Below are 26353 nucleotides of genomic sequence, written 5' to 3'. Positions count from 1 at the left end.
GTTTTGATCACCCGGCAATCTTTCTTTTTGATAGATCGATTTATTTCACGCTTCATAATGAGTAATCTATATTTATTTGTGCGCGATTTTATAACCTCTTAAACCGAAATAAAGAATGACTAAAAAACAAACCAATGGAATGCTGTAGCCGATCTGGATATTATCACCATACATATCGATTAAACTTCCCATTCCAAATGGTAAAATTGCGCCACCAACAATGGACATGATTAACCATGATGAACCTGGCTTGGTATCGTCGCCTATACCATCTATTCCTAATGCAAAAATGGTTGGGAACATAATCGACATAAAAAATCCTATTGCACCCAATGCATAAACCACATAAGAGCCTTTGCCTAATATGGCTACCAAACACAATAAAATAGAGATTACCGCATAAATGGCGAGCAGTTTATGCGATGATACAAATTGTAGGATCGCAGTTCCTGCAAAACGACCAACGGTAAACAGTAAACCATAAATAGCCAAATATGAGGCTGCTGTTTTCTCGTCAAAGCCACCACCTTGTTGGGCCATTCTGATGAAAAAGCTAGTCACGCAAACCTGCGCACCAACATAGAAAAATTGAGCAACAACCGCCCATTTTAGGTGTTTATGGCGTAATGCACCAAAAAAACTGCCTTTAGCTTCACCATCTATACTTTTTGTTTTAATTTCCGGAAGGTGGATAAAGTAAAATATAGCTGCTATTACCAATAAAACAATCCCTAGGGTAATGTATGGCGTTTTAACTGATGCCGCTTCTTCTAAGAAATAACTGTTTCTACCTGCATCTGTCATGGCTGCCAATTCTTCTTTGGTGTGCGATTTACCTGATAGAATAAATAATCCGCCAATCATTGGTGCTACCATTGCAGCCAATCCGTTGAAAGATGCTGCGAGATTTAATCTGCTTGTCGCTTTTGCAGGATCGCCCAAAACAGCAGCATAAGGGTTTGCGGAAGTTTCGAGCATGGTTAAACCACAACCAATGATGAAAAGTGCAATCAAAAATGTGATGTATGACAGATTATTGGCAGCTGGAACAAATAAAAATGCACCGAAAGCAAAGGCCAGTAAACCTGAAATCATGGTTGCTTTATATCCCCACTTTTTCAAAATCATTCCGGCAGGAATAGCCATTAAAAAATAAGCGAAGAAAACAGAGGTATCGATCAAAGTCGATTGTCTGTTATTTAAATTACAGGCTTTTTTTAAATGTGGAATCAGGATCGAATCGAGGTTATGTGCCATTCCCCAAAGGAAAAACAAACTGATCACGAGTATAAATGGCAATAAATATTTTTTCCCTGATGACGAATCGCCCTCAATTATCATTTCTGGCTGTGTGTTTAGTGGTTCATTAGTCATTAGCTTGATTCATTAGTTCATTTGTCATTGGTTCATTAGTTTTGTGAATAGGTCTAGTTTGTTGTTCAGTAATTCATTGGTCATTTGTTAATCGATTGGTCTTTGTAATTATAGCTACTAAAACTCTCGCTGTAATTGCTCAGACCAATGAACTATTGACCAATGCGCTAATGAACTTTCTTCTTCACCACCAAAAGATGGTCGCATACTAATACCACTTCTCCGTGCTGGTTGATGATTTCTACGTGTTCGGTTACAGTGCCATATGCTGGTCTTTTACTATCCCCTTTTTCGGAGATTGTGATTTCAGAATGAATGGTATCGCCAATGAAAACAGGTTTAACAAAACGCAGTTTATCATATCCTTTACTCATGGCTTCCGGATTGATTTCAGATGCGGTTAAACCAATGCCAATGCTAAAAATCATTGTTCCGTGAGCGATTCTTTGTTTAAAGGGTTGTGTGGCACACCATTCTGCATCCATATGGTGCGGAAAGAAATCTCCGGTATGACCTGCATGAACGACGAAATCGGTTTCCGTTATGGTGCGGCCTAAGGTTACGCGTTTATCCTGTAATTGATAATCTTCAAAAAATGTTGATTTGAAATACATATTTTCTAACTTTTTATAAGCGATGCAATCGCTTTTCTCCTGCATCCTCGTTACAAACGAGGACGATTTTGTGTTTTTTATCTATAATTCCGTCATTGCGAGTTTTCGATTTTTCATCGAAACGAAGCAATCTTTCTTGCAAAACAGATTGCTTTACCGATAAAAATCAGCACAGGTTGACTCACTCAGTCCATACCTCCCAATGATGTCCTATTTATTTAATTGTTCCTTAACCTTTACTCCTCCAGTATCGCTTGATTGATAAGCACTTTCTACAACGGCCATGGTTTGGATGACATCTTCAACACTGGTGTGTAAAATAGCTGCCGATCCTTCATTATACCGCATCAAATTGGCCATTGTACCGATAAAAGCCTCTGGAAACCAGGAGCCTTCCAGCTTTACGGTTTGCCATGCTGCTTGTTTTCCATCCTCTACAATGCAATATTCAAACACATCGGGTACACCATGCGGATAATCCATCAATAAACCAATTTTAGCTACAATGGCGCCCTTTGTTCCCTCCCATTTAATATAACTTTCCTGGTGATTTGGACCGAAATCATGGTCGTGGTTGGTGTTGATTACTGCATGCATGGTATCGCCATAATCGAATAAAATGGTAGAACGTGATGAGGATAAATTCTTTGCCGGATGTTTTAATGTCTTCGCCAGGATACTTTCCGGATTACCTAAAAACGAACGGATTAAATCTACATAATGAATGCTATGGTACTGGATTTCTAACCGCGGGTGAATAATCACATGGGGGAAAATTTCCCAGGGTGTTTTAACGGTTACGCGAACTTCCATATCGTATAATTCGCCAATTAATCCTTTATCGATCAGGTATTTTGCTGCGCTTACAAATGGGGCGAAACGCAATTGAAAGTTTATGGCTGCTTTTAAGTTTTTCGCGCGGCATAATTCGAGAATTTCCTTTGCCTGCGTAAAATCATCACCCATCGGTTTTTGGATCAACACCGCACTTCCATCAGGCAACTGCTTTAATGTTTCGATGTACTGCTCAGGCATGATGGTTAAATCGTAAACGGCGTTTGCAGGAGCCAGTTTAACCGCCTCTGCAACTGAATTATACACATTTGGAATTCCAAAAGCATCTGCTAATTTCTGTGCCCTTTCTTTAGTTCTGTTTATAATGCCATGCACTTCAAAACCTGCAATTTTATAGGCAGGAAGATGTGCATCGGCTACAATGCCCCCCGCACCAATAATGATGATGGGTTGCTTTGTTTCGGGTAGGTCTGGCTTATATTTGATGTCAATACTCATTTGTCAATTTCATTAATCTGGTTCTGCGCAAGCTGGATCAATTCTTCAGTAGATTGATCTGTATTAATCGCCTGCAAAACCATCTGATCGATTATTGCCGCTATTGCAGCCCAGTTTGTTTTCTGAGGCAGCATATTGGCTACTTCATGTAAAGCTTCCAGTTTATGGTAGTATGGGATTATTTTATTAATTTCTTCATCTTTCCAGGTCGAAATCCGGCAACCAATTCCACCCGCTAAAGTGAGTTGTTTATCCTGTTCTTTTGCTAAAGCAAAACGGAGAAAATCGTAGGCAATATCTTTGTTTTTACTGCCCCTGGCAATGGTGTAAAGCCAGTAAACGTTTAATGAAGCAGATTCTTTGTCGGGAGCAGATGGCAAACGTTCTACATCGATTTTGCCTTTCACCTTTGAATTCGCATCCACTTCGCACATGGCTGCAAAACCAAACCAATTGATCATCATCGCTGCTTCACCTTGTGAGAAGGCTATTCCGGCACCAACAGATTCAAATTCTGACGATTTCGGATGAACAGCGGTTTTATCATTAACCATGGCACGATAGAAATTAAGCCCATCAATGGCCGCTTGTGTGTTGATCTGGATATAGCCATGTTTATCAACCAATTTTCCGCCCCTGGTCCATAATTGCAGGCAAAAATCGAAAACGGTATTGTGGCCGTCAGGGTAACATGCGAAGATACTTCCGTAAAGCTTATCCTGCGGACGATTGAAAAATCTGGCAATCTGATGAAAATCTTCCCAGGTTTTGGGTACTTCCAGGGCTTTTCCGTATTGCGCTAAATAATTTGCTTTTTCAGTCTCGTTTTCAAACAGATCCCTGCGGTAAATAAAACATTCAGGTCCGTCATGAAAAGGCAGTCCCACTATTTCCCAGCCAAAACGCTGTAAACTGAGCAGCGACTTGCTCCAGCCCCTCGGAAAATCATCTGGTTTATTTTTATTGATGTATGGATTTAAAACTTCAAAATCCTGACCGCTGTAGCCCTCCAGAACCCAATCGGTGCTGATATGGGCAATATCAAAGTCGCCATTGGCCAAACCTTTTCTGGTAATGGTACTATCGTAAAGCTCGTGCAGATCCATCACCACCATTTCCAATTTCAGTTTACAACCCGAAAAAGCACAATATTGATCCCAGAATTTCTGCATGGCAGATTCGAAGGGCGCAAATTTACGAACGGCTATTCTGAAAGTATCTATCTGGTTATGCATTTGCAGTGGTATGCTGTGTTATAAATTCTTTGATAATTTGCTCATTATCCTGTCCCAATTTAGGCGAACCTTTTGATGAAGTGAGCAACTCGCCATCAATTCGGATCGGACATCTGGTGGTTTCATATTTGTATCCATCCACCATTTCCACTTCCTGTATCATGTTCAACACCTTAAAACCGTCGTGCGCCATCAGTGCATTCCAGTTCAAAACATCAGCACACCAGATATCAGCCGGTTCCAGTATCGAAAGCCAGTTTTCGGTGGTGGCAGATAAAAGATGTTCTGCTAAAATCGCTTTAATCTCATCCCGCTTATCAAATGCTTCACTTACTTCAACATAATCTTCGAGTTTATCACAAGCAAGCAAATGGCCCAGCTGTGGGATTGAACCCATTGCCAGGGCTAAATATCCGTTTTCTGTTTGATAAATACCATAAGGTGCACCTAAATATGCATTTGCATTGTTCTTTTTTGAACGTTGGGGTAAACATCCGCCATCATTCATAAAAGTGGTAATGGTTTCGAACTGAAAATCGTAGGCCGATTCCATCATGCTTACTTGTACAAATCCACCCTCATTTTTTATGGCTTTGCGATATAAACAAGCTAATAGTCCTTGGGCTAAATGTGCCCCTGCCAGCATATCTACAATGGACAAACCCATAGCAACAGGACCACTATCAGCATTTCCGGTTAATGATGTTAAGCCGGTAACCGATTGTAAAAGCAAATCCTGACCTGGCTTATTTTTCCATTCGGTTGCGGTTCCATAACCAGAAATTTCGCCATAAATAATGTTAGGATTTATAGCGGTAACCGATTGATAGTCGAAACCCAAACGTTCCATTACACCTGGGCGGAAGTTGTGAATCATTACGTCTGCTTTTTTTAGCAGCTCGCGGACCATTTCGCAGTCTTCTTCACTTTTTAAATCAACTTCAAAGCTCTCTTTATTTCTATTGATGGCATGAAAAACCGACGATTCGCCATTCATAATCAGGTTCGAAGTGTAAAGCGTGCGGCAGATATCGCCAACACCCAAACGCTCAATTTTGATTACACGGGCACCCATGTCGGCCAGGCGCAAGCCTGCCGAAGGACCAGAAAGAAACTGGCTGAAATCAATAACTAAATAATCTTCAAGCGGTCTCATAATTTTATTTCTTTAAATCGTCACTTCAACAAGAATGATCGTCATGCTGAATTTATTTCAGCATCTTTCCTGCTAGATATACCCTGAAATAAATTTACTGCGTAGCTTTCGTAAACTCAGGTCGGGGTGACATAAACTCTTAATTCAATTCAAACTCTTTACTAATATCAGAAGTATTTCCACCTAATTTTGGCGCGGCTTTCGAAGCAAATAACTTCTCCCTATCCAAACGGATCGGGCTAACGGTTGTCTTGATGGTTTTGCCTCCATCTAAGTTTAATTCCTGCGCGATATCCAGTTTTTTGTAAGTACTCAAAGCGGTCGCCTTTTGATAATTTAATACTTCGGCACACCAGATTCCGTGATTTTCTAACAATTCGACCCAGGTTTTAGTATTTTCCTTTTTAAAAGTGGCAGCTAAACGCACAATCAACTGATCACGGTTTTCAAAGGCCGACCCTGCTTCTACATACAGATCAGTAATATCGCAATTAATGATTGCGCAGATATTTGGGAGATTGCCCATTGCCATGGCAATATAACCATCGGCAGTTTCGTACATGCCATAAGGTGCACTTAAATAAGCGTGCGCACTTCCCTTTGCTCCGCTTCTATCGGGTAATTTCCCGCCATCGTTTAAGTAGGTCGTTAATACCTCAAATTGCACATCTAAAATTGATTCGAGTAAGCTTACTTCTACTAAAACACTTTTGTTGGTTTTGGCTCTTTTGATCAAAGCGGCCATTATTCCCTGGACCAGATGGTTTCCACACATGATATCAGAAACGGAAAGACCAAATGGAACAGGCCCATCTACATCAACTCCTGATAAAAAAGTAAGACCTGAGACGGATTGAACCAATAAGTCCTGACCCGGTTTGTTTTTCCATGGTCCTTCATTGCCATAACCGGTTACTACACCATAAACAATTTTGGGATTAATATTTTGAACCGTTTGGTAATCCAGACCAATTTTTTCCATTACACCCGGACGGAAATTGTGCGTCATGACGTCGGCCTTACTGATTAGTTTTTTTAATTTCTCTAAATCTTCAGGATTCTTTAAATCGGCAGCATAACTTTCTTTATTGCGGTTTATGGTGTGAAAAAGCAAACTATCTTCATCTACAAAGAGATTTTTAATAGATAGTTGTCTACAAGCATCGCCTGTTTTTGGTCGCTCAATTTTAATCACACGGGCACCCAAATCAGCCAGTTTTAATCCAGCCGATGGCCCCGCCAAAAACTGGCAAAACTCTAAAACCAAAAGTCCTTCTAACGGCCTGTTCATGATAATACTAAACTTTTAGATTTCTGATATAATGCGTTCAGGGCGTTTAACACCTGAATTTCATCTCCGCCATTCATTAAATAATCGCGAACAACGTCGCCTGCATGGTCTTGAAAATACATAGATCCGTGGTAACGCGGACGCAGAAATGCCCTTTGCAAAGCCGGTAAGGTATTCAGGAAATAATTATTGCTCTGGCGGTTTACTTCTTCGTTTCTCCAGGCTGCTAAATGTCCGGGCTGGCCACCGCTTTCAAAAAACAATGTAGATTGACAAGCTGGAGAACCTACAAATTCTACATATTTAGCAGCAACCTCCAGCGCTTCACATTTGGCAGAGATGGCTAAACCGGTTCCACCCAGCGTGCTTCTGAGCCTGGTTTTCCCATCTAAACTAATCATATCGTGAAAATGAAGGGTTTTGCGGGCGTAACCGTTACGCGAATAGTTTGAATAACCATAAGCGAAGGGGCAATAAGCTATTTCATCACTTAAAGTCATGGCTTCATACACCTGAATGGGGTTTCTATTGAAGTTGGCTTTATCCATTTTTGCCGCCAGCTCGCGATACATCTTCAGTACTTTAACCCCTGTTTCTGCCGAAACCACTTCTTCATCATTTTGGCAAGGATCTTCGCCGAATGAGCAGCAAAGTGTGTAAAAGTTCATTAATACATCAATCGGAATACCCGCAAAAGCGACTAAACCTCTATCAGCAAGTTCCAATAAATCGTCAAAAGATTCAGGCAGATGCAATCCTTTTTCGGTAAGTAAATCTGGCCTTGAAGCGGCTACCGGTGTTGCGGCATCTATTGGCAAAGCCCATAAATGGTCATCATAAAAATAACTCTCGTATGATTGACCAACAGCGTTCTCTTCCTGATCTTTTAAATATTCATCAGAAAGGTAAACATCCAAAGGCACAATAGATTTTGTTTTAGCGGCAAAACCTGCCCATGGATGGTCGATAACCAGCAAGTCGAACCGTTCTGCCAATTCCTGAATGGAAAAATCGGCAAATTGCTGCAAACTTCTTTTCTCCCAGGTGATGTGAACATTAGGATGCAATTCAGCAAAGCGCTGTGCGGTTGCCACCATCGGCAAAAGCCCACGACTGTGATTCCAGGTTATTCCTTTTAAGTTAATCGTCTTCTCCACTTTATTTTCTCTTTATTTTTGTCATTCTGAACGCAGTGAAGAATCCCTAACTGTTTTCCTCAACCCACGCATCAGCTACCGTCTTAGCAGAGCCTGTTTCTTATCTCTTGCAGATTCTTCGTTCCTCAGAATGACAAAACCTTTATTATTTTTTTTTATTTACCCGTTTTAATGATAATCGATGAAGACGCCAAACCAGCTGATGATGCGGTTAGTTTAATTGCACCGCTTTTTTCAGTCGACTGCAATATGGCTAAACATAAACCATGAAATGCTTTGCGGTAATTGGCCTTGAAAGGCTCAATACTTGCCTGAAATCCATTATCAACACCAGCAATAAAACCAACACCATCTACTTTAAAATCGACCAGATTATCAGCGTTTGGTACTACATTCCCTGCTGCATCTAAAATGCGGACCGTGATAAAGGATAAATCCTTGCCATCGGCTTTAATGTTTTTTCTATCAGCAATTAATTCGATTTTCACCGGATCTCCTGCGGTTTTCACCTCTCGCACTAAAACTTCTTTCCCATTTTTACGGGATACTGCTTTTAAAGTTCCAGGCTCAAAAGGCACCTTCCAAAGCACATGTAAGTCATCACCTTGTTTTGATCTTTTACCTAAGGATTTTCCGTTCAGATAAAGTTCTACTTCATCGGCATTGTTGTAATAAGCCCATACTTCAACCGATTTACCCTGCTTCCAGTTCCAATGCGGCAGGATGTGCAATACGGGTTTGTTGGTCCATTCGCTTTGATACATGTAATATGAATCTTTCGGGAATCCTGCCAAATCAACTATCCCAAAATAGGAGCTTCTGGCTGGCCATGGATAAGGTAAAGGTTCGCCCAGATAGTCGAAACCTGTCCAAACGAATAAGCCAGATACATGGTCGTATTTTTTAGCGGCTGCCCAGGTTTCTTCATGTGTGGAGCCCCAATAAGCTGAAACATTATCGTAAGCAGATGCTGACCATTCGCTGTTACCTTCAGTAAACTTGGTTTTTCCGTCTTTTGGCCAACGGCGGATGGTATCGGCTGTATCGTAAAAACCTCTGGTTTCTAAAGCGGAAGTAGTTTCTGTTGCAAGGAATTTAACACCTGGGTAATTTGTAGGAAAATCTTTATACAATTTATGGTTGTAGTTAAGACCATAAATATCCAGTGCATTGGCTTGATAGATAAAATTCTTTTCAGCTTTTGTTTCTGTCAACGCCGAAATGACTGGTCGTGTTTTATCCAGATTTTTAATAATCCCAACCAACTCTTTTGTAATCGCAATTCCGGTACTATCGAATTGTTCACGGATTTCATTTCCAATACTCCACAGCATAATGGATGGGTGGTTACGATCTCGTTTAATCATTTCCTCTAAATCGCTTTTGTGCCATTCAGGGAAATTCAGGTGGTAATCGTCTTTATTTTTCTTTTTCACCCACATATCAAAAGCCTCATCCATTACAAGGAAGCCCATTTTATCGCATAGATCTAAAAACTCAGGCGCCGGAGGGTTGTGAGCGGTACGGATGGCATTTACCCCCATTGCTTTCATGATTTCCAGCTGGCGTTCCATGGCACGTACATTTACTGCTGCGCCTAAAGCACCCAAATCGTGGTGCAGGCAAACGCCCAAAATTTTCATCGGTTTCCCATTTAAAGAAAAGCCTTTTTGTGCATCGAAGTTAAAATCGCGAATCCCAAATGCTATAGAATAGCTGTCGATAATTTTCCCATCCGCCTGCATAATCTCTGTAAGCAGTTTGTACATCACCGGTTGCTCAACCGACCACAACTTTGGATTTGCAATGCTCAAACCATTGGTAACTAACTTCAATGCATTTTGATCAACCGCCATCGGCCATTGCTTTTGCTGAAGTTTTGTTCCCTTATCATCGAAAATGGTGGTCAGGATTTTATACGTTCCTTTTGTGTTGAATTTATTTTCGAGTTCGATATCAACAGCAATTGATGCCATACTTTCGCCAGGAGATAAAATCCGGTTTTCAACGCTCTGACCTTTATCGCCACTAATTATCGCCGTTTTCACAAAAACACCATTACGTTTTACCGAAACCGCAGCCGCTGAGGTTAACCATACATTTCTATAAATCCCCGAGCCAGAATACCAACGTGAATCGGGTTGTGCTGAATTATCAACCTTAACTGCAATATTGTTTTTTCCAGGCTTTAAAAATTTGCTGATCTCATAAGAAAAGGAACTGTAGCCATAAGGCCTTTTGCCCAGGTAATGGCCATTGATCCAAACCTCACTGTTTTTATATACGCCATCAAATTCGATGTTGATTATTCTATTCTTAAAATTAGCTGGTGCTATAAATTCCTTCCTATACCAGCCTATGCCGGTAGGTAAACCTCCACCCTCTGGTTTAGCCAGATTTTTCTCATCAAATTTACCTTCGATGCTCCAATCGTGTGGTAAGGTGAGCTTTCTCCACTTCAGATCATTGTATGCTGGAGATTTCGCATTTGGCTCATCACCTAAAAAGAATTTCCAATCTTTATTGAAGCTCATTCTGGTGCGTGAAGTAGAAACGGTCGTCATTTCGACCGTAGTGGAGAAATCTAAATTTAAACGATTCTTATAGATTTCTCCATTCCACTGCGCTACAGTCGAAATGACGGAATTTAAAGCCGCGCAATGACGCGATACCGATAAACCTGCTATCAAGAAAATTAATACCTTAAAATTGCTTAATATCTTCATGTTATCTCTGTGTTTCGCTTACAAAATTTAATGTGCTTTTACCTAAATCTTTCGAAGTGGCTACCGCAATTCCGCGTTGGTCTTGTTTGTTTACCGCACAGTAAAAATGATACACCGTGCCTTTATACTTCAAAACGAAAGATTTATGTGCATATAATTCATCATATTTTTCTGATGATTCAATCAGGTTATCGCCTGTCCAGTCGGTCCAGTTTATTAAGTCATTTGAAGCTGCAAAACGATTAAATGAGCCCTTTCTATCTTGCCAGAACGCGCCAAAGTAAAACATTACCCAGGTTCCGTTAACCTTTTGGATGACAGCATCGCCGGTAATGCCAACAGGATGATGAACAACCGGATTTTTATTGAACCGTTGCCAGTGAACCATATCGTCAGAAACGGCCATACCAATCCGTTCATACCAGCGTGTTTTTTTGTTGTTTGCCAAAGAATCCCCTACAGCATTATAATACATCACGAATGCATGTCCGGTAAGTTTTTGTTTATCTTCAATTACGGTGCTTTTAAAAAGTTTGTTGCGGTTTTCCCACCAGCGTACATCTGCGTCACCTGAAGCTAAAACGGGTTTATCCAGGCGGCTCCACTCCTGAACTATTGATGGATCTTTGCTTGTATAAGCCATGCCAATTGACAAGGGCTCCACTTCGTAACCTTTTTCCTTACCACCGAAATACGACATCCAGTATTTACCATCAAATTGATTTACACCATAATTTCCACCCCATTTGGTATCCAGCAAGGCATTGTAACCTGCTTTTTGGTTATCGTCCCAATGACCTGCATCACCAAACGACATCAGTTTACCTTGATTCTCCCAATGCAATAAATCTTGACTCTTCGCCAGCCAGGTTTCGTAACCGCGACCGCTAAAAATCAGATAAGTCATGTACCAATCTTTACCCTTTTTAAATATAGTCGGGCAATCCATTTTATGGTCTTTATCTGCTGGCACCATTACCAGGCCATATTTATAAGGAGTTTTCACTTCCTGATAAATCTTTTCCATGGTTTCTGCGGAAACAGGATTAGTGCTTTGGGCATTCAATTTAAATGCACTAACAAAAAGAAACAATGCGAGGATTATCTTTTTCATTTGTACATTAAATTAAATTTATAATAACCTGACCCGATAGCCAATTTGGTTTTTCCATTTTCTGTTCCTGCATCTGCAAACGATGAATTATATGCTTCCGAGATATCATATTTCGGTAAAACAGGGAAATAAACTGTCGCTTTTGTATTTACCGGAATGTTGATTTCTAAAGTGAAACTTTTATCGGTTTTGATCCATTTCGTAGAAATTTTGCCATATGGAGCATCGTAACTTACATCAGCAGAAGTTAAATCGCCAACCACTTCTGGTTCGATTTTAATGTGCTTAAAGGCAACGTCATTTTCTTCCTGTCGAATACCACCAATGCCGCTGTAAAGCCATTCCATTAAGTGTCCCAGCATAAAATGATTGTTGGATACCGTTGGCAAGGCCGCCCACGATTCGGTTAAGGCTGTTGCACCTTTGGCTAGCTGCATGCCATAACCAGGTACGTCAGAACGGCTGTTCATATCAAAAATCACATCCGATTTTCCGGTATCTTCTAAAACACGCAGAACGTAACGATAGCCAATATCACCAGCGGTTAAACTGTTTTTACGATCTCTGATGTCTTTAACCAGGTTATCGATTACCGCATTTTTATCTTTTTCTTTCACCAGGCCCATATATACCGCCATTGCATTCGCTGCTTGTGAGCCTGTTGCATACTGCTTTGTTTTGGCATTGAAAAATTTACTATTGAAAGCATTTCTGACTTCAACAGCAAGTTTTGCATAGGCCATTGCATCTGCTTTTTTACCTAAAAGAGTGGCCATTTTTTCCAGGATATTTAAATCGTAGTAATAAATTGCAGTTCCGGTAACGCCCATCGGGGTTAATTGAGAAACACCTGGCGGTTTCGGGCCTAAATCGTACCAATCGCCTAAACCCTGCGACAAGATGTGACCATTAGCCTTAGTACCAAGATAATTTATGTACCGCTGCATCATCGGATAATAATCAATCATTGCCTGTTTATCGCCATACCATTGATATAAATACCAAGGCATCAAAATCCCACTGCTTCCCCACTCTGGCGAATCGCGGAACATATCGCCGCCCCATTCGAATTTTACATATTCCGGTGAAATTTCAGGAATCAGGCCATTGGCCAACTGTGAGTTTTTCATATCCTGTAATGCTTTTTTAAACAAGGGTGCGGCCTTGTAATTGTACCGTACAGAACTTCCCATTAAGTGTAATTCTTCCAGCCAGCCCAATTTTTCGCGGTGCGGACAATCGGTAAAAACACTTACCATATTGCTTTTTATGGCCCAATCGATCAGACTGAAGGTTTTATTAAACAATTCATTTGAAGAAGTGAATTTCCCCACTTGCGCTGCTGCATTCCTAACGTGTAAGGCTTTTAAATCTTCGATTACGGCTTTACCCGATGTATTTTCTTTACCCATTGGAACGCCTCCTTTAACCTGCAAATAACGAAATCCGGTATAAAAGAATTTCGGTCGCCAGGTTTCTAAACCCGCTCCTTTTAATATGTAGGTAAAATAAGATGGACCTCCGATATTTTTTTGCGTTACCGTACCATCTGTTTTTAATAACTCAGCTGGGCTAATGCGAATGGTATCGCCTTTTTTACCGCGGACTTTTAATTCGATAATGGCTGATGAATTTTGCCCCATATCGTAAACCCACTCGTTATTGGCTACCGAAGTAACATTTTGTGCAGTGAAATTTTCAAAAACCTTTATGGGTTCTTCTTTCTGTGCATTTAGTTTCGGTCCATCAACCCATAAAGCAGATTTCCATTTTGTATCGTCAAAACCAGCTAAATTCCAGTCTTTTTGCTCGAGATTGGCATTATAATCTTCACCACCATAAATACTCGAAAAAGTAATTGGTGATGGTGCAGTTTTCCAGTCCTGGTTACTGATGATATTGGCTGAAGTACCATCCTTGTATTCGATCAGTAACCTGCAGATCATTTTCGGATAACCATAAGCCACTTTTAATTTTCTATAACGTTCTTTAACCGGCGGAATATAATAAAAACCGTTGCCCAGCATCACACCAATGGCATTTTCACCTTTTTTAAGTTGTCTGGTTAAATCATAGGTAAGGTATAAAGCCTCTTTATCGTATTTTGTCCAGCCGGGCGCCAGAAAATCGTCTCCCACCTTCGATCCGTTTAAACTCATTTCAAAATGGCCTAAACCAGAAATAAAAGCCGTGGCTTTCTTAACCGTCTTCGTTACCGTAAAAGCCTTGCGGAACATCGGTAAGACGTTATTCTCATTGTATTTATCTTTTTTACCATCCGTTGGCAAGCTGTTTACATTCGAATCGGCCAGCTTTTCATAAGCAATCCATTTGGCCCCTTTCCAGTCATCAGTATGAAGTAATCCCATTTGCCAAAATGCTGAAGTGCTCCAGGCAGACGGGTTTCCTAAATTATCCCACACACGGACTTTCCAATAATAAGTTTTGGTTGATAACAGCTTAATTCCTTTGTAAGCGACCTGAATGGATTGACTTGAATTGACTTTTTTACTATCCCAAACCTCGCCTATGTTTTTATCCAAATTGCTTTGACTGCCCGAAACCAAAAGCTGGTAGGCTACCTGCATCACATTGTGTTTTGATGACTGCAGTTTCCAGCTTAAACCTGGTGATAACGCATCAATTCCAATCGGATTATTCCGGTATTCGCAATCCAATTGAGCAACCTTAATATCCTGCGCAAAAAGCGGAATGCTTAACAGATAAAGCCAAGAAAAGATTACGAGTTTACTCATCAATTGTTGTACACCATTTCGGTGTTTGCTTAGGTTTATAAATGGTTATCAGCGATATAATTTCTTCAGAAATAAATTCTCAATTCTTTTGAATTAAGCCTTTTAAATTCCTTAACTTTAAATTGCTATCTCTAATTCAAATATAAATGTTTTTTTTAAATATGAAAACATATATTCGTATTTAAATTATACAAAATCTTCTCTTGTATAAATAAGAAAGCATTTTGTATGTTTGAAATTGTAAAAAATACGCTACAGCCAAATTTAAACCCGTATGAACGAAAAAGAATCGAAGTACCAGGCCCCTGCATTGGATAAAGGACTAGATATATTGGAGTATTTATCAGCGCAATCGATCCCATTGTCTCAGACTGAAATTGCCATAGGTATTGAGAAAACCCCAAACGAAATTTACAGGATGTTGATGAGTTTGGAAAGTCGCGGTTATATTTTACGCGATGAGGTTTCGGGTAAATACAGGCTGTCGCTAAAGCTTTTTTACCTTTCACACCGGCACTCACCTATTGATGAGTTACGTAAGGCTGCCCAGTTTCCACTGGAAGAGCTGGCCAATAGCATCCGCCAGTCGTGCCATTTGAGTATTTTATACATGAATCAGGTAATGGTGATTATCCATGCCAAAAGTCCAGGACCAATTGCGCTTTCTATCGAAGAAGGAAACTTATTTCCTTTGCCATTAACCGCATCAGGTAAGGTTTTACTGGCTTATATGCCTGAGGCCGAGCGTAACACTACCTTAAAAAATAATGCCATTTTTAAGAAATATGCCAAACCTCAACAGGAAGATTTCTTAAGTTCTTTAACCGATATCCAGCAAACGGGCTCTTATTTTAAAAATAGTGATTCGGTTTCTGGTGTAACTGATATTTCAGTGCCCATTGGTATCGAAAGCAACAATGGTATTATTGCCTGTTTAACCATTTCGATGTTAAATGCACTAAATGTAGATCAGACGATTGCCAATGATGTCATCCTCGCCGAAGCTTACAAATGTGTTAAAAAGATAGAACAAAGGATTGGGGTTTAACCCCCAACCCCCTAGAGTGGGCTTTGACTTTCTAATAGTTAATATAACTGCCAACTGCAATTGCCAACTGATTTGGGCGTTCCCCAATCCCGTGAAATACGGGAAAGGGTCAGGCTTTGCAGGGCTCCGCTTCGCTCCGGTACCGATAAAGATCGGTACTGAACCCTTACAATCCTTAACGCGAACCTACTGCATAAATAGCTTTACGATGATTGTATCGTTTTGAAAATATGAGCAGCGCAACGCTCGTTTGAAACGAGCGTTAGCGGAAATGATGAGACTACCCCGAATACTTAACACTATAATCTTTACCCTTTTCTATCGTAACTTCGTATAAACCTTTTGACAAGTTTCTAACTTCTGCGCCTTTTACAACTGGTTTGCTTTTGCTATTAAATCTCAATTTTCCTGTTCCTGTTGCAGAACTCACCCTGATTTCTTTCTTATTACAGTACACTGAAATATCACCATTTGCTGTGGGTACTTTACCTTCCATCCACTCCAAACCACCTAAATTGGGTTCGATCGTGTAGTTTTCGTAACCAGGGCTGGTAGGTTGTACACCTAAATAATATTTTCCAAGCAAATAAATCGGACTGGCACCCCAGGCATGGCAAAGGCTTTTTCCAAAGGGTCTGCCGTACATCGCTAAATGTTCTGCTCCCTTTTTATCCGGGTTGTATTCTTCCCAAAATGAAGTTGCACCCAATTTTAACATCCCACCCCAATAATTTTTCATTTCTTTTAATACGTAAGGTTGTTCGCCCATGGCACATAATGCTTCCAGTTCGTAAAAACGCATATAAGGAGTGGTGATTTTAGCGATCTGATCGTTAAGCAATACATTCTTTTTAACAGCCAGTTTTTGTTCAGGCGTAAAATAATCGAAGAAAATGCCGAACATATTGGCATATCGGGTTACATTTTCTGTTTGTTTATCGTCAACGCGACTATGCACCAAAGCGCTTTTGTTCTGGTTCCAGTAAAGCTCAAAAATCTTGTTTTTCAGTTCTTTTGCCTGCTTATCGTATTTTGCAATACCTTCGGTATCATTGGCCAGTTTGGCACATAAAGCCATTGTTTCTAAACTTCGTGCGTATAAAAGCTGTTCGAAACTCACTTCGCCATCTTTGCTCAGTTTATCTGCCCAATCGATAAAAATCCAGTCACCCGGCATCCATTCTAATAAGCCGTTTTTATTTTTTCTACCATCGATGTAAGTCATTAATGATTGCATTCTTGGATAAATATCCTGCACAAATTTTTGGTCGCCTGTAAATTTGTAATAATCGTAAATCCCTAAAAACCAATAGAAAGAATAATCCATAATGGTATTGATATGCGCTGTTACCGGATCTTTGCCACGCTGAGCCAGTAAAGTGCGTTTTACAGTTGGTGCATCAAAAAAGGAGTAATAATTCATTAAATAACTTTGGTAGGCATCGCCACTCCACACCCACCGATCGCGTTTTATTCCATCGATAAAAAATTCGCGGGTATTTAAGTGAAAAGTATATTTGGCTACATCGTAGATTTTGTTGAGTTCGTTATCCGAAGATTTAAAACTTCCGCGCTCTGTTACAGGCGCGTATTCGTACAACATGGAGATAGAATCTGCCGAAACACCATTTTCAGGTTGAAAATTTACATATCTGAATGCTTTAGAAAGCGGCATAATGGAATCTTTTTTCTGGACTAAATCAATATCCAGATAATCTAAGGTTTCACATTTATCGGCCGATAAAGCTTCTTCTTTTGATTCACCATAATATAAACTTAATCTCCCCTTTCCTTTTAAGCCATGAACTTTGATAAAACCGAAAGTTTCCTTTCCAAAATCAGCAACATAACCATTATTTGTTTTTTCTTTTTTAACCGCTAAATGCGCTACCGTTGGCAATTTAAACGCTGATGGCAATTTGCTTGGGTCGCTTAAATTCCATGAACCTGCCGAAACAAAGGTCGTTCCCGATTTATCGGAGGTTTTTCCGCTGGCGTCAATCCATTCTTTATCTTCGAAAGTCGTTAGCCAGGTTTCATCCGAAACAACCGTTTTGCCTTGAACAAAAATGGCCGGAACATTAGCCTGGTTATAAACTTTTAAGCTCAGTTTATGCTTTCCTGCAGGGATCTGTATGCTTTTTGGAAAACCAGCAATGGCCTGACCATCGATTTTAACATTGTAAGTTCCTTCTACAAATAGCTTTACATTTTCTGCTTCTGTAAGATTAAATTCTTTATGAAAATCGACCAAAACATAATGGCTATCCATTTTCCAGAACACCGGAAAGAAAGAGCCTCTTTCGGTTCTGCGGTTTTGCATTACGTTGCTCATGTAGATATCGAAATCACCAGGGTACCAGATCCAGGAGGCTTTTTGAGCAAAAGCTGGTGCTATCAAACAAGTGAAAATTACCAGTAGAATTATTTTTTTTAAGTTTTTCATATTGTTTAGTTCTTCAATTAACGTCATTTCGACCGTAGTGGAGAAATCTATTAGTAATTATAATTTCATAGATTTCTCCGTTCCGCGATGCTTCAGTCGAAATGACGAATTTCTATTTTTAATGCCCATTAAAGAAAATATAAAGTGCAATCATTACGACGGCTAGTGCAATCCACGAAATCCATACGGTTCTATCGGGTTTTTCGATATTGGCCTGATGCTCCTCATTAACCGTATAAATGCTTGGCGATCTGTCCAATAAAGAAATCAAAATCGCGATGATCAGCAGTCCGGCAAAAATGAAAAACGAGAGCATCAGGTAGTGCGGCCAAAAGGTATATTGACCTGAAGGTAAAATCCAGAGGTATGTTACCCCAACGCCTAAACTGAGTATGGAACCGATTGAAAGTGTAAAATTGACCGCTTTTCTAGTGGTTCTTTTCCAGAAAACGGTTAGTAAGAATACAACGGATAGCGGTGGCGCTATAAAACCCAAAACCGATTGAAAAACATCGAATAGATTTAGTCCTTTAATGTTATCGATGGCCAAAACCACTATCACCGCAAAAATACAACCTGCCACAACTGCCCAACGGCCAATGCGGATAATCTGCTTGTTACTGGCCTGTGGATTGATTTTTTTGACATAAATATCCATTGTAAAAACGGTGCTGAGGGAGTTTAAGGAAGATCCGATAGTGCCCACTAAAACAGCAATCAATACCACGATGACCAAACCATTCATGCCCGGAGGAAATAAATTGGTTACCATAGTCATGTATGCTTCGTTCGGATCTTTTAAACTTGGAAAAAGCACGTAACATAGTATCCCGGTACCAATAAACAAGGGTAGGGAAAGGATTTTTAGCCAGCCAATAAAACTCACGCCCAATTGTCCCTGTTTTAAATCCTTAGCACCTAAAACGGACTGTACCATCGACTGGTCGGTGCAGAAAAAGGCTACAGCCGCAACAGGATAACCCAATAATATGGCATACCACGGATATTTCGGGTCGCTGGCGGGTTGTACCAGATTCCAGAAATGATGTGGCGTTTTTTCATATAAAGCAGAAATTCCGCCAACTTTATTTAGGCCTAAAAGCATTAATGAAAGCGAAACGGCAATGAGTAAAATCATCTGAAAAACATTCACTTTGGCAATGGCCTTTAATCCACCGAAAAAGGTGAACAATCCGGCAAAGGCCACCAAAACGGTAACCGATTGCCACATCGGTATGCCTAAAATCTGGCGAACCAAAAAGCCCCCTGCAAATAAGCCCAGCGATAACCACGAAATTAAAATCTTAACTAATGCATACCAGGCCAGGATATTTTGGGTCGAATCGCCATAACGGTTACCCATAAATTCAGGCATGGTACTTACTTTGGCGGCAAGGTATTTTGGCGCAAAAACAATGGCGAGTAAGAATAAAAATATAAAAGCATACCAATCGAAGTTGACCGCCACTATACCGGTACTATAACCAATGCTTGCAAAGGCCAGCAACATGGACGGGCCTACATTTGTTCCCCACATATTGAAGCCGATGCTGCTCCAGTTTAAAGATTTATTGGCCAGAAATAAGGTTTCATCATCGTTTTTCTTTTTGGAAAAACTGGCCCGATACCCAATGATCATCAGCACAATGAGGTAAGCGATTACAATGAAATAATCTAAACTGGTTAAACGTTCTACAATGTTTCCCATTTGGTTTGTTTGGTTAGTGTTGTGCTATTTCTTTTATTAATTACAGATGGACACGGATAAACACAGAGTGATTTAATATTTGTGTTCATCCTCCTTTTCTATGGTTAATGTTATTATTCTTCGCCATGGTACGTGTCTCCACGTACCAAATTATAACGGTTCGTGGAGACACGAACCATGGCCGGTTCAGGTTCCTTCGCAAACCATTACAATCCTATCGATTCCCGCGTAATATGATTTGCTTTTAAAATTTCATCCACTTTCACAGGCAAACCTGTTTCTAAAGATTGGTCCATCGCTTGTAACAATGCCACGGTACCAATCCCCTCTTTTAAATCAGGATAAGCGGTAAAATTATTGTTGATGCTATCTGCAAAATAATCCAGGTAATTCTGGTATTCTCCGGCATGGTGACTTTGTCCTTCGAAACGGAAATAGTGTTTTAAGGTCGAATCGCCCCAGGTAATAATTTTTTCTTCTCCGGTTTTTGTGGTGACCGAATAACGCAGTTCGTGGTAATCGGCCTGACTGGCGCCTTCGGTTCCGCGGAGAATACAGCTCATGCCACTATCGCGGCTTGCAGGCTGTGTAGGGCCTGTGTAAGCACCACTCACCCTGGCAATCCGGCCATCCTTTGCCTTGAAAATAAAGTGCATCGTATCCTGGTTTTTCAATCCGGCTTTTAAACCATTACTGCTCAACATGCCATACCCCATTACTTCTTCAATATCAGGCATATACCACCTGATGAAATCTACCGGATGGCTTAAACCGCCATAAAGCCATTTAAACGATTGTTTTAACGACCAGCCTTTTTCTAAAAACCAGCGGTGATCGGCATGGTAATGGCTTTCGATGGTGATTAATTCTCCAATCAATCCTTCATCAAAATCTTTCTTTTGACGTTTTGCCGGCTCGAAAAAGCGTGAACTTTGCCCTACAAAAATCTTTTTTCTCGATTTTTTGGCTAATTCTAACAGTTCATTGGCCTGGGCGAGGTCATCAATAAATGGTTTGGTGCAAACCACATGTTTGCCGTGTTCGAGTGCCAGTTTAATGTGTTCGAAATGCAGATGATCTGGCGTATAAATCGCAATCATATCAATTTTATCGCTGGTTAACATATCCTTGTAATCGGTTGTCCAGTTTTTAAAATCGAACTCCAAAGCGCGTTCTTCGCAAAGTTTTTTATTGGCATCGCAAATCTGGATGAGCTTAAACTTTCTACTTGACAATGATGCAGAAATTGTACTTCTGCCCTCTCCTAAACCTAAAATCCCTAATCTTAACATGATATTATTTTTTTAAGCGTTTATTGTTTTTCCTCCCCCTGCCCCCTCCCAAGGGGGACAATTAGTCCTCTATCGGTTTAAAGAATACCCAAACCTCATCGGGTTTTGTACCTTCAATTCCTTCCTGGTATTTTTTCATGATCGCGTTCCATTCGTCTACTTTCGGGTTATTCTCCGTAGTTTTTGGATTCAGATCATCTAATTTTTTTCCTTTTGGGATGCTGATGATCAACATTAATTGCCGATCGTTTTTAAAAATAGCCAAACGTTGAAATTCTGCATTACAGAATCCTTTTGAAATCTCCGGCCATTTTTCGAACTGCGTTTTGTGATAGGCCAGGTATTCCTTCTGCATTTTTTCGTCTTTAACCAGATTGGCCGATAAAATGATGTTATCCCATTTTGCAACGGCTTTGTCACCGCAGTTTTTTTCCCGGTTGAAATCGTAGAACAAGTTATCGTACAATTTAATTTCAGTAGCATCCAGACGTTTTAAGGTTTGCTTTAAGCTCTCCACTTTTAAACTGGAAGTATAAATAACCAATCGGTTGCTCCATTTATAAATTGAACTTGCCAGCAGGTTATTTTCTTTTGCAAAAGATTTTAAAGTGTTGTTACCCGGCAGCTTATCCGCTTTGAAAACCAGTTCGAATACAACTGAATGATCAACAGCCTGATTGATTTCTCTTTTGACATCCCCCGATTTTTCCCTTAATAGATGTTGAAAGGCTTTCTCTAAACCAGCATTTTGTTTAATATGAGCGGCAACTTGAGGTCCATTGCTTTCCCATAAATTAGCTGGTCCGTTGGCATTTTGAAGGTATTTTTCGGTCGGTGTCCAGTTGTTTTTGATGGTGATACCAGCCGAACCTTCATCGGTATATAGATAAAACCAATGATCTGGCAAATGCGAATATGGTGCTTTGTAAATACTATCGACAACATTTTCGGTAATAAACGACCCAGGTTGGGCAGATAAGGTATAAATGCCGGCAACATCGTACATATGTTTTCCATAATGATGGATTTTATTGCCACTAACGGTGTTTTGCTCCATCACATTTGGTGTTTTGGTCCATCCCCAGCCTACGCTGATGCCTGAATAAGAAACATCACTGATTTCGTTGTGTAGAATTTTTATCCCACGAACATAACCTGCACCTATGCCCACAGCGCCCCAATCTTCATTGGTTACATCTGTAATTAAGTTATTTTCGATGGTGTTATGGGCTGAAATTTCCCTTTTGTCTGATGGATTATATGGTAGATGCACTTCAACAGCTTCATCAGAAAAAGTTCCGATTAAAATGGCCGATCCGCCAATGTCTTTGAATAAATTGCCTTTGATTTCATTATCTGAAGTTCCTTTTTTATAATCCAGACCTGTAGAAGCGAGATGTACAAAACGGCAGGATTCAAAAGAAGTATGGTTTGCGTAATTTACGTCAACAGCCGATGCAGGCCGGCCTACCCAGGCCTGGTTTTCAAGTGTTGGTTTATCCGGTGTTCCGGCTTTATCGAGTTTATAGGCATCGAGCATGTACATGCCGGCCTGATGTGGAACATGGCCTTGTTTAGACGGCCTCAACCAGGTAGAATGCTCAAAAGAAATTCCTTTAAAATTTATAAAAGCAACGGGATTATCGATTGTTCCTTCAATTTTTAGCAGGTTTTCTAAAGCCGGGGCGATAACTTCGGCATTTTTCATGTTTTCTGTCGCCTTTGGCCAATAATATAGCTTGTGGTTTTGCAGGTCTTCGTACCATTCGCCAGGTTCATTTAAAAACTGGAGTGCATTGCTCAGATAAAAGGCAGAATTTCCAGTTTTCTCTGAGATCCATGGCGCTGGCCAGGGATGTTCTGATTGAATCCTGCTTTCTGGCTGCATGAAAGCAAGCTCGGCTGTTTGACCAATCACCTTAACTGATTTAACACGGAGATTCGCAATCGCCCACCATTGATGGATCAACATTTCCATGCCTTTAACATTAGTCAGGCTGATGTTTTTTTGTAACGGGATGATACAGGTTTGTTTTTCGCTATTCCACGATAAAATCCTGCCCATTTCTTCACCATTATAGTTTTTTGCCCGTATGGCTTTGTGACCATTTACCCAAAGCTGCCTGAATTGCAGATCGCTGCCATCAAAATTTGGAATATCGGTAACCCAAACTTTACCGACAGCTTCTTTCGGCAGACCAGGAAGGTTTTTATTAAGTTTTTGCCAGCCCTTTAGCTGAATGCCACCACTCAAAACTACCTTTTCATTAGCTGCTGCTATAACTTCAGTAGGACTATCTTTTGTGCCGGAATCTTCCGGGCGGATGACTACAGGTTCATGCAATTGATAAGAACCTCTGCCCATAATAATCCGGATGCCGCCTTTAATGGAAGCATCATTTAAACGACGCAATTCCCTTGCTTTCCTGATGGCAGAATGAAGTGTGGCCAGGGGCTTTTCTTTAGTGCCCACATTAGTATCAGCACCGTTTACAGCGACATAGATATCCACTGCGCCAGCATTGAAGTAAAATAACGACAAAAGAGTTACCAGAATCAAAAATGGATTAAATGGTTTGGTTTGCGGAGACACAAACCTAGGGATCTGGTATTTTATGATATCTATGCTTTGCACATGTTTCGTTATCGCCATTTTCATAATTCCCCTAATAAGATTGCTTTCCCGAACTGTCGGGACTTGCTGTGCCTCGCAATGACGACGCATGGTTTTGAAAAACTGATTTTAAATAACTTGTATTGGCGCTGAAGTTATATTTTACATTTGTAGGTTGTGTGGCATCGCGGCTTCTCTCCACCACAAGCCAACCTTTCCAGCCCATATCATCAAGTATTTCTTTTACCTTATTGAGATCAATTTTTGGATCATTTTGCAACCAAACACCGTCTTCATTAGTCGCGTGGATTTGAATAATGTTTTTCTTGCCTAAAATCCTCAACTCTTCATGCAAATCTCTCCCATTCTTGATGGCGTTTGAGAAATTGAAATAACTTTTAACATGTTTGCAATCAACATCCCTTAATAATTGTAATTCGCCTTTTGCATCTAAGGCCGATTCAATTCCAATGGTAACTCCGGCTTTGGCTGCCATTTTTCCGGCCACTTTTAACCTTTCAATAATAGGCTCACGTAATTCAGGATTTTTAACCAAATCGCCCTGAATGCCTAAGGGGAGAAATACCACTTTAATATTCATCGCTATTGCGGTATCTAAACAATCCTGAATCATTTTCTGATAAGTAGGCCGTTTGGCGAAAGATTGTGCATAAAATCCCGTCATTGCTAATGAGCAGATTTCGAGATTTAATTCCTTTGCTTTATCTAAATATTCCTGACGGACTTTTGGGTCGGCGAGTTTATTATCGAATGTTTCTCTATCGCCCAGGCCGCCCATATCAATTTCCAGTCCATCAGCACCGATTTCTTTGGCGAGCGGCAAAGCACTAATTTTCTGTCGTTTCAGGATCATTAAATCAATTACCGCAACCTTATACCTGTTTTTCTTTTCCGCTGCAAAAAGCAACTGATTGGGAAGCATTAAAATGCCCGTTAACAAGGCCATGTTACCAATAAAAGATCTTCTGTTTTGATGTTGCATATCTAATTATTTGCCCGTACTTAAAGGGAAAAGTTTTTCCAGGTTTTCGAAGCCCATTACTGCATTTTTGGGTAGTTTTTCACCTTTATCGCCAAAAACATATAAGGCATTTTCTTTTTCGATGCTTACTTTAGTTTCATCGTATTTTCCGGTTTTATCTTTAACAGCAGTACCATTCAGCTTAAAATTTTTGATTAGGAAATCGTACAAGGCAATGCGTTTATTGATGCCGAAATCGTGCTTTTCCTCAGGAAGGTGAACGTTTTCAACTTTATCTTTCACGCCATAATAACTATACATTTTCTGCAGGTAAGGAAAATCGTGCTCAGGTGTATGTGCGGTCCAATCGCTGCCATCAGATACCAGTAACTGCGGACGAGGCGCAGCCATTGCGGCTAATTCTACGTTATCGGTTCCACCACCACACTGATGGATGGGCATTCCGCTTTCGCATGGGCAGCCGCCATAAAAGTAAGATGACATGGCAACCACCGGCGCACTTAATTTAATCCGGTCATCCATCGCTGTCATTAAAATAGAATGACTTCCGGCACCTGAACCACCACTGATCCCGATTCTGTTCGTATCTGTTTCTTTTAAAGACGAGAAATAATCTAAAATCCTGATTCCCCCTAAAGTCTGAATGGTTTGTGCTAAGCTCTTGCGGTGATCTTCGTATTTAAACTGGAGCATCGATTCGCCCCAGGCAAATAAATCGTAACTAAATGCCATGGCGCCCATCCTGGCAATCATGGCACATCGGATCTGGCAATCAGGTCTGAAACGTTGTTTTTCCCAATGTCCGTCCGGAGATAAAATTACCGGGATTTTGCCTTTTACATTTGAGGGTTTGTACAGTGAACCATTAACCCACACACCAGGTAAAATTTCCAGTGCAATATTCTCTACCGAATAACCGTCGAAAATTCTTTTTGCCGTAATAATGGGTTTTGAATTGGGTTTTGCAGGCAGTGGCGATAACAGTAAAGCTTTGTAGAGTTCGGGTTTAATTTCTGCCTTACGCTTTTCCCAACTGGCCTGATCGTGATATTTTGTTGCCAAACCATCTAAATATGCCCAGCCATCCTGGATTTCCCAACGGTAATATTCGTATTCTTTTAATTTGTAAACACCTGGTTTTTCTTTGTTTACTTTCATATCCAAAGGTGTAAGCACATTGGCAAGGGTTTGATCAACATCTGCACGGAAACGCCATTCGGCATAGTTTACCCATTTGTCTTTTACCTGTGGTTCTGAATATTTAATCTGCACCTTAAACCGCGTTTGAATTTCTTTTAAAACATCAACTAATGGCTTTTTATAAAGATTATCGGTGTTTTGGGTTTGGGCGAAAGTTGATAAAGAGATAATTGTGAAAAAAAGTACTGCCATTAGACTCATTCTATTACTAATCGACCGTCCGTCATCTCGACTGTAGCGCAGTCCCGAATGTTCGGGAGAGAGATCTGTTACAGATTTCTCGACTACGTTGCACTCCGCTCGAAATGACGATTTTTTTATGCTTC

General features: G+C 40.4%; 17 protein-coding genes. 1 reads left to right on the top strand and 16 read right to left on the bottom strand.

Features of this window, described 5'->3' with window-relative positions:
* Positions 1-72: 72 nt before the first annotated feature.
* The 10 genes from fucP to AC04QZ_RS02810 all read right to left on the bottom strand — a co-directional run bounded on the left by fucP (position 73) and on the right by AC04QZ_RS02810 (position 14716).
* Complete coding sequence (gene fucP / locus AC04QZ_RS02855) at positions 73-1374, bottom strand: L-fucose:H+ symporter permease (RefSeq protein WP_478356500.1); 1302 nt, start codon at positions 1372-1374, stop codon at positions 73-75.
* Positions 1375-1541: 167 nt separating this feature from the next.
* The gene (locus AC04QZ_RS02850; protein WP_478356499.1) at positions 1542-1988 is read right to left on the bottom strand and encodes a MaoC/PaaZ C-terminal domain-containing protein; all 447 of its coding nucleotides are present in this window, start codon (positions 1986-1988) and stop codon (positions 1542-1544) included.
* Positions 1989-2198: 210 nt separating this feature from the next.
* A complete protein-coding gene (locus AC04QZ_RS02845) occupies positions 2199-3281 on the bottom strand; it encodes a Gfo/Idh/MocA family protein (protein WP_478356498.1) in 1083 nt (360 codons plus the stop codon).
* Positions 3278-4516 (bottom strand): extracellular solute-binding protein, encoded by a 1239-nt coding sequence (locus AC04QZ_RS02840; protein ID WP_478356497.1) that lies wholly within the window; start codon positions 4514-4516, stop codon positions 3278-3280. Before AC04QZ_RS02840 ends, AC04QZ_RS02845 begins: the two co-directional genes overlap by 4 nt.
* On the bottom strand, positions 4509-5672 hold the full coding sequence (locus AC04QZ_RS02835; RefSeq protein ID WP_478356496.1) for a CaiB/BaiF CoA transferase family protein: 1164 nt from the start codon (positions 5670-5672) through the stop codon (positions 4509-4511). Before AC04QZ_RS02835 ends, AC04QZ_RS02840 begins: the two co-directional genes overlap by 8 nt.
* Positions 5673-5811: 139 nt before the next feature.
* On the bottom strand, positions 5812-6963 hold the full coding sequence (locus AC04QZ_RS02830; RefSeq protein ID WP_478356495.1) for a CaiB/BaiF CoA transferase family protein: 1152 nt from the start codon (positions 6961-6963) through the stop codon (positions 5812-5814).
* Positions 6960-8120: an ABC transporter substrate-binding protein gene (locus AC04QZ_RS02825; RefSeq protein WP_478356494.1), complete on the bottom strand. Its 1161-nt coding sequence runs from the start codon at positions 8118-8120 to the stop codon at positions 6960-6962. The genes AC04QZ_RS02830 and AC04QZ_RS02825 overlap by 4 nt, the downstream gene beginning before the upstream one ends.
* 155 nt (positions 8121-8275) lie before the next feature.
* Positions 8276-10846, bottom strand: coding sequence for a glycoside hydrolase family 2 TIM barrel-domain containing protein (locus AC04QZ_RS02820; RefSeq protein WP_478356493.1), 2571 nt, complete (start codon positions 10844-10846; stop codon positions 8276-8278).
* A 1-nt stretch (position 10847) separates the two neighbouring features.
* Complete coding sequence (locus AC04QZ_RS02815; protein ID WP_478356492.1) at positions 10848-11960, bottom strand: glycoside hydrolase family protein; 1113 nt, start codon at positions 11958-11960, stop codon at positions 10848-10850.
* Positions 11957-14716: a family 78 glycoside hydrolase catalytic domain gene (locus AC04QZ_RS02810; RefSeq protein ID WP_478356491.1), complete on the bottom strand. Its 2760-nt coding sequence runs from the start codon at positions 14714-14716 to the stop codon at positions 11957-11959. The genes AC04QZ_RS02815 and AC04QZ_RS02810 overlap by 4 nt, the downstream gene beginning before the upstream one ends.
* Before the next feature lie 274 nt (positions 14717-14990).
* Here AC04QZ_RS02810 and AC04QZ_RS02805 point away from each other — a divergent pair, with 274 nt between their 5' ends.
* Positions 14991-15764 carry an IclR family transcriptional regulator gene (locus tag AC04QZ_RS02805; protein ID WP_478356490.1) on the top strand — a complete coding sequence of 258 codons (774 nt, stop codon included), beginning with the start codon at positions 14991-14993 and terminating at the stop codon, positions 15762-15764.
* Positions 15765-16044: 280 nt separating this feature from the next.
* On the opposite strand, the gene AC04QZ_RS02800 is transcribed toward AC04QZ_RS02805, so the two are convergent.
* The 6 genes from AC04QZ_RS02800 to AC04QZ_RS02775 form a co-directional block, all read right to left on the bottom strand.
* Entirely contained in the window at positions 16045-18210 is a 2166-nt protein-coding gene (locus AC04QZ_RS02800; protein ID WP_478356489.1) for an alpha-L-rhamnosidase-related protein, read from the bottom strand.
* A 118-nt stretch (positions 18211-18328) separates the two neighbouring features.
* Entirely contained in the window at positions 18329-19918 is a 1590-nt protein-coding gene (locus tag AC04QZ_RS02795; RefSeq protein ID WP_478356488.1) for a sodium:solute symporter family transporter, read from the bottom strand.
* Between the two features lie 206 nt (positions 19919-20124).
* Positions 20125-21210: a Gfo/Idh/MocA family protein gene (locus AC04QZ_RS02790; protein ID WP_478356487.1), complete on the bottom strand. Its 1086-nt coding sequence runs from the start codon at positions 21208-21210 to the stop codon at positions 20125-20127.
* A gap of 61 nt (positions 21211-21271) precedes the next feature.
* On the bottom strand, positions 21272-23869 hold the full coding sequence (locus AC04QZ_RS02785) for an L-rhamnose mutarotase (protein WP_478356486.1): 2598 nt from the start codon (positions 23867-23869) through the stop codon (positions 21272-21274).
* A gap of 7 nt (positions 23870-23876) precedes the next feature.
* Positions 23877-24827, bottom strand: a complete 951-nt coding sequence (locus AC04QZ_RS02780; RefSeq protein WP_478356485.1) for a sugar phosphate isomerase/epimerase family protein — start codon at positions 24825-24827, stop codon at positions 23877-23879.
* A gap of 6 nt (positions 24828-24833) precedes the next feature.
* Complete coding sequence (locus AC04QZ_RS02775; protein WP_478356484.1) at positions 24834-26219, bottom strand: acetylxylan esterase; 1386 nt, start codon at positions 26217-26219, stop codon at positions 24834-24836.
* Positions 26220-26353 lie beyond the last annotated feature (134 nt).

Source organism: Pedobacter folensis, from assembly GCF_056490665.1.
This window is presented reverse-complemented; position numbering and strand designations above follow the sequence as displayed.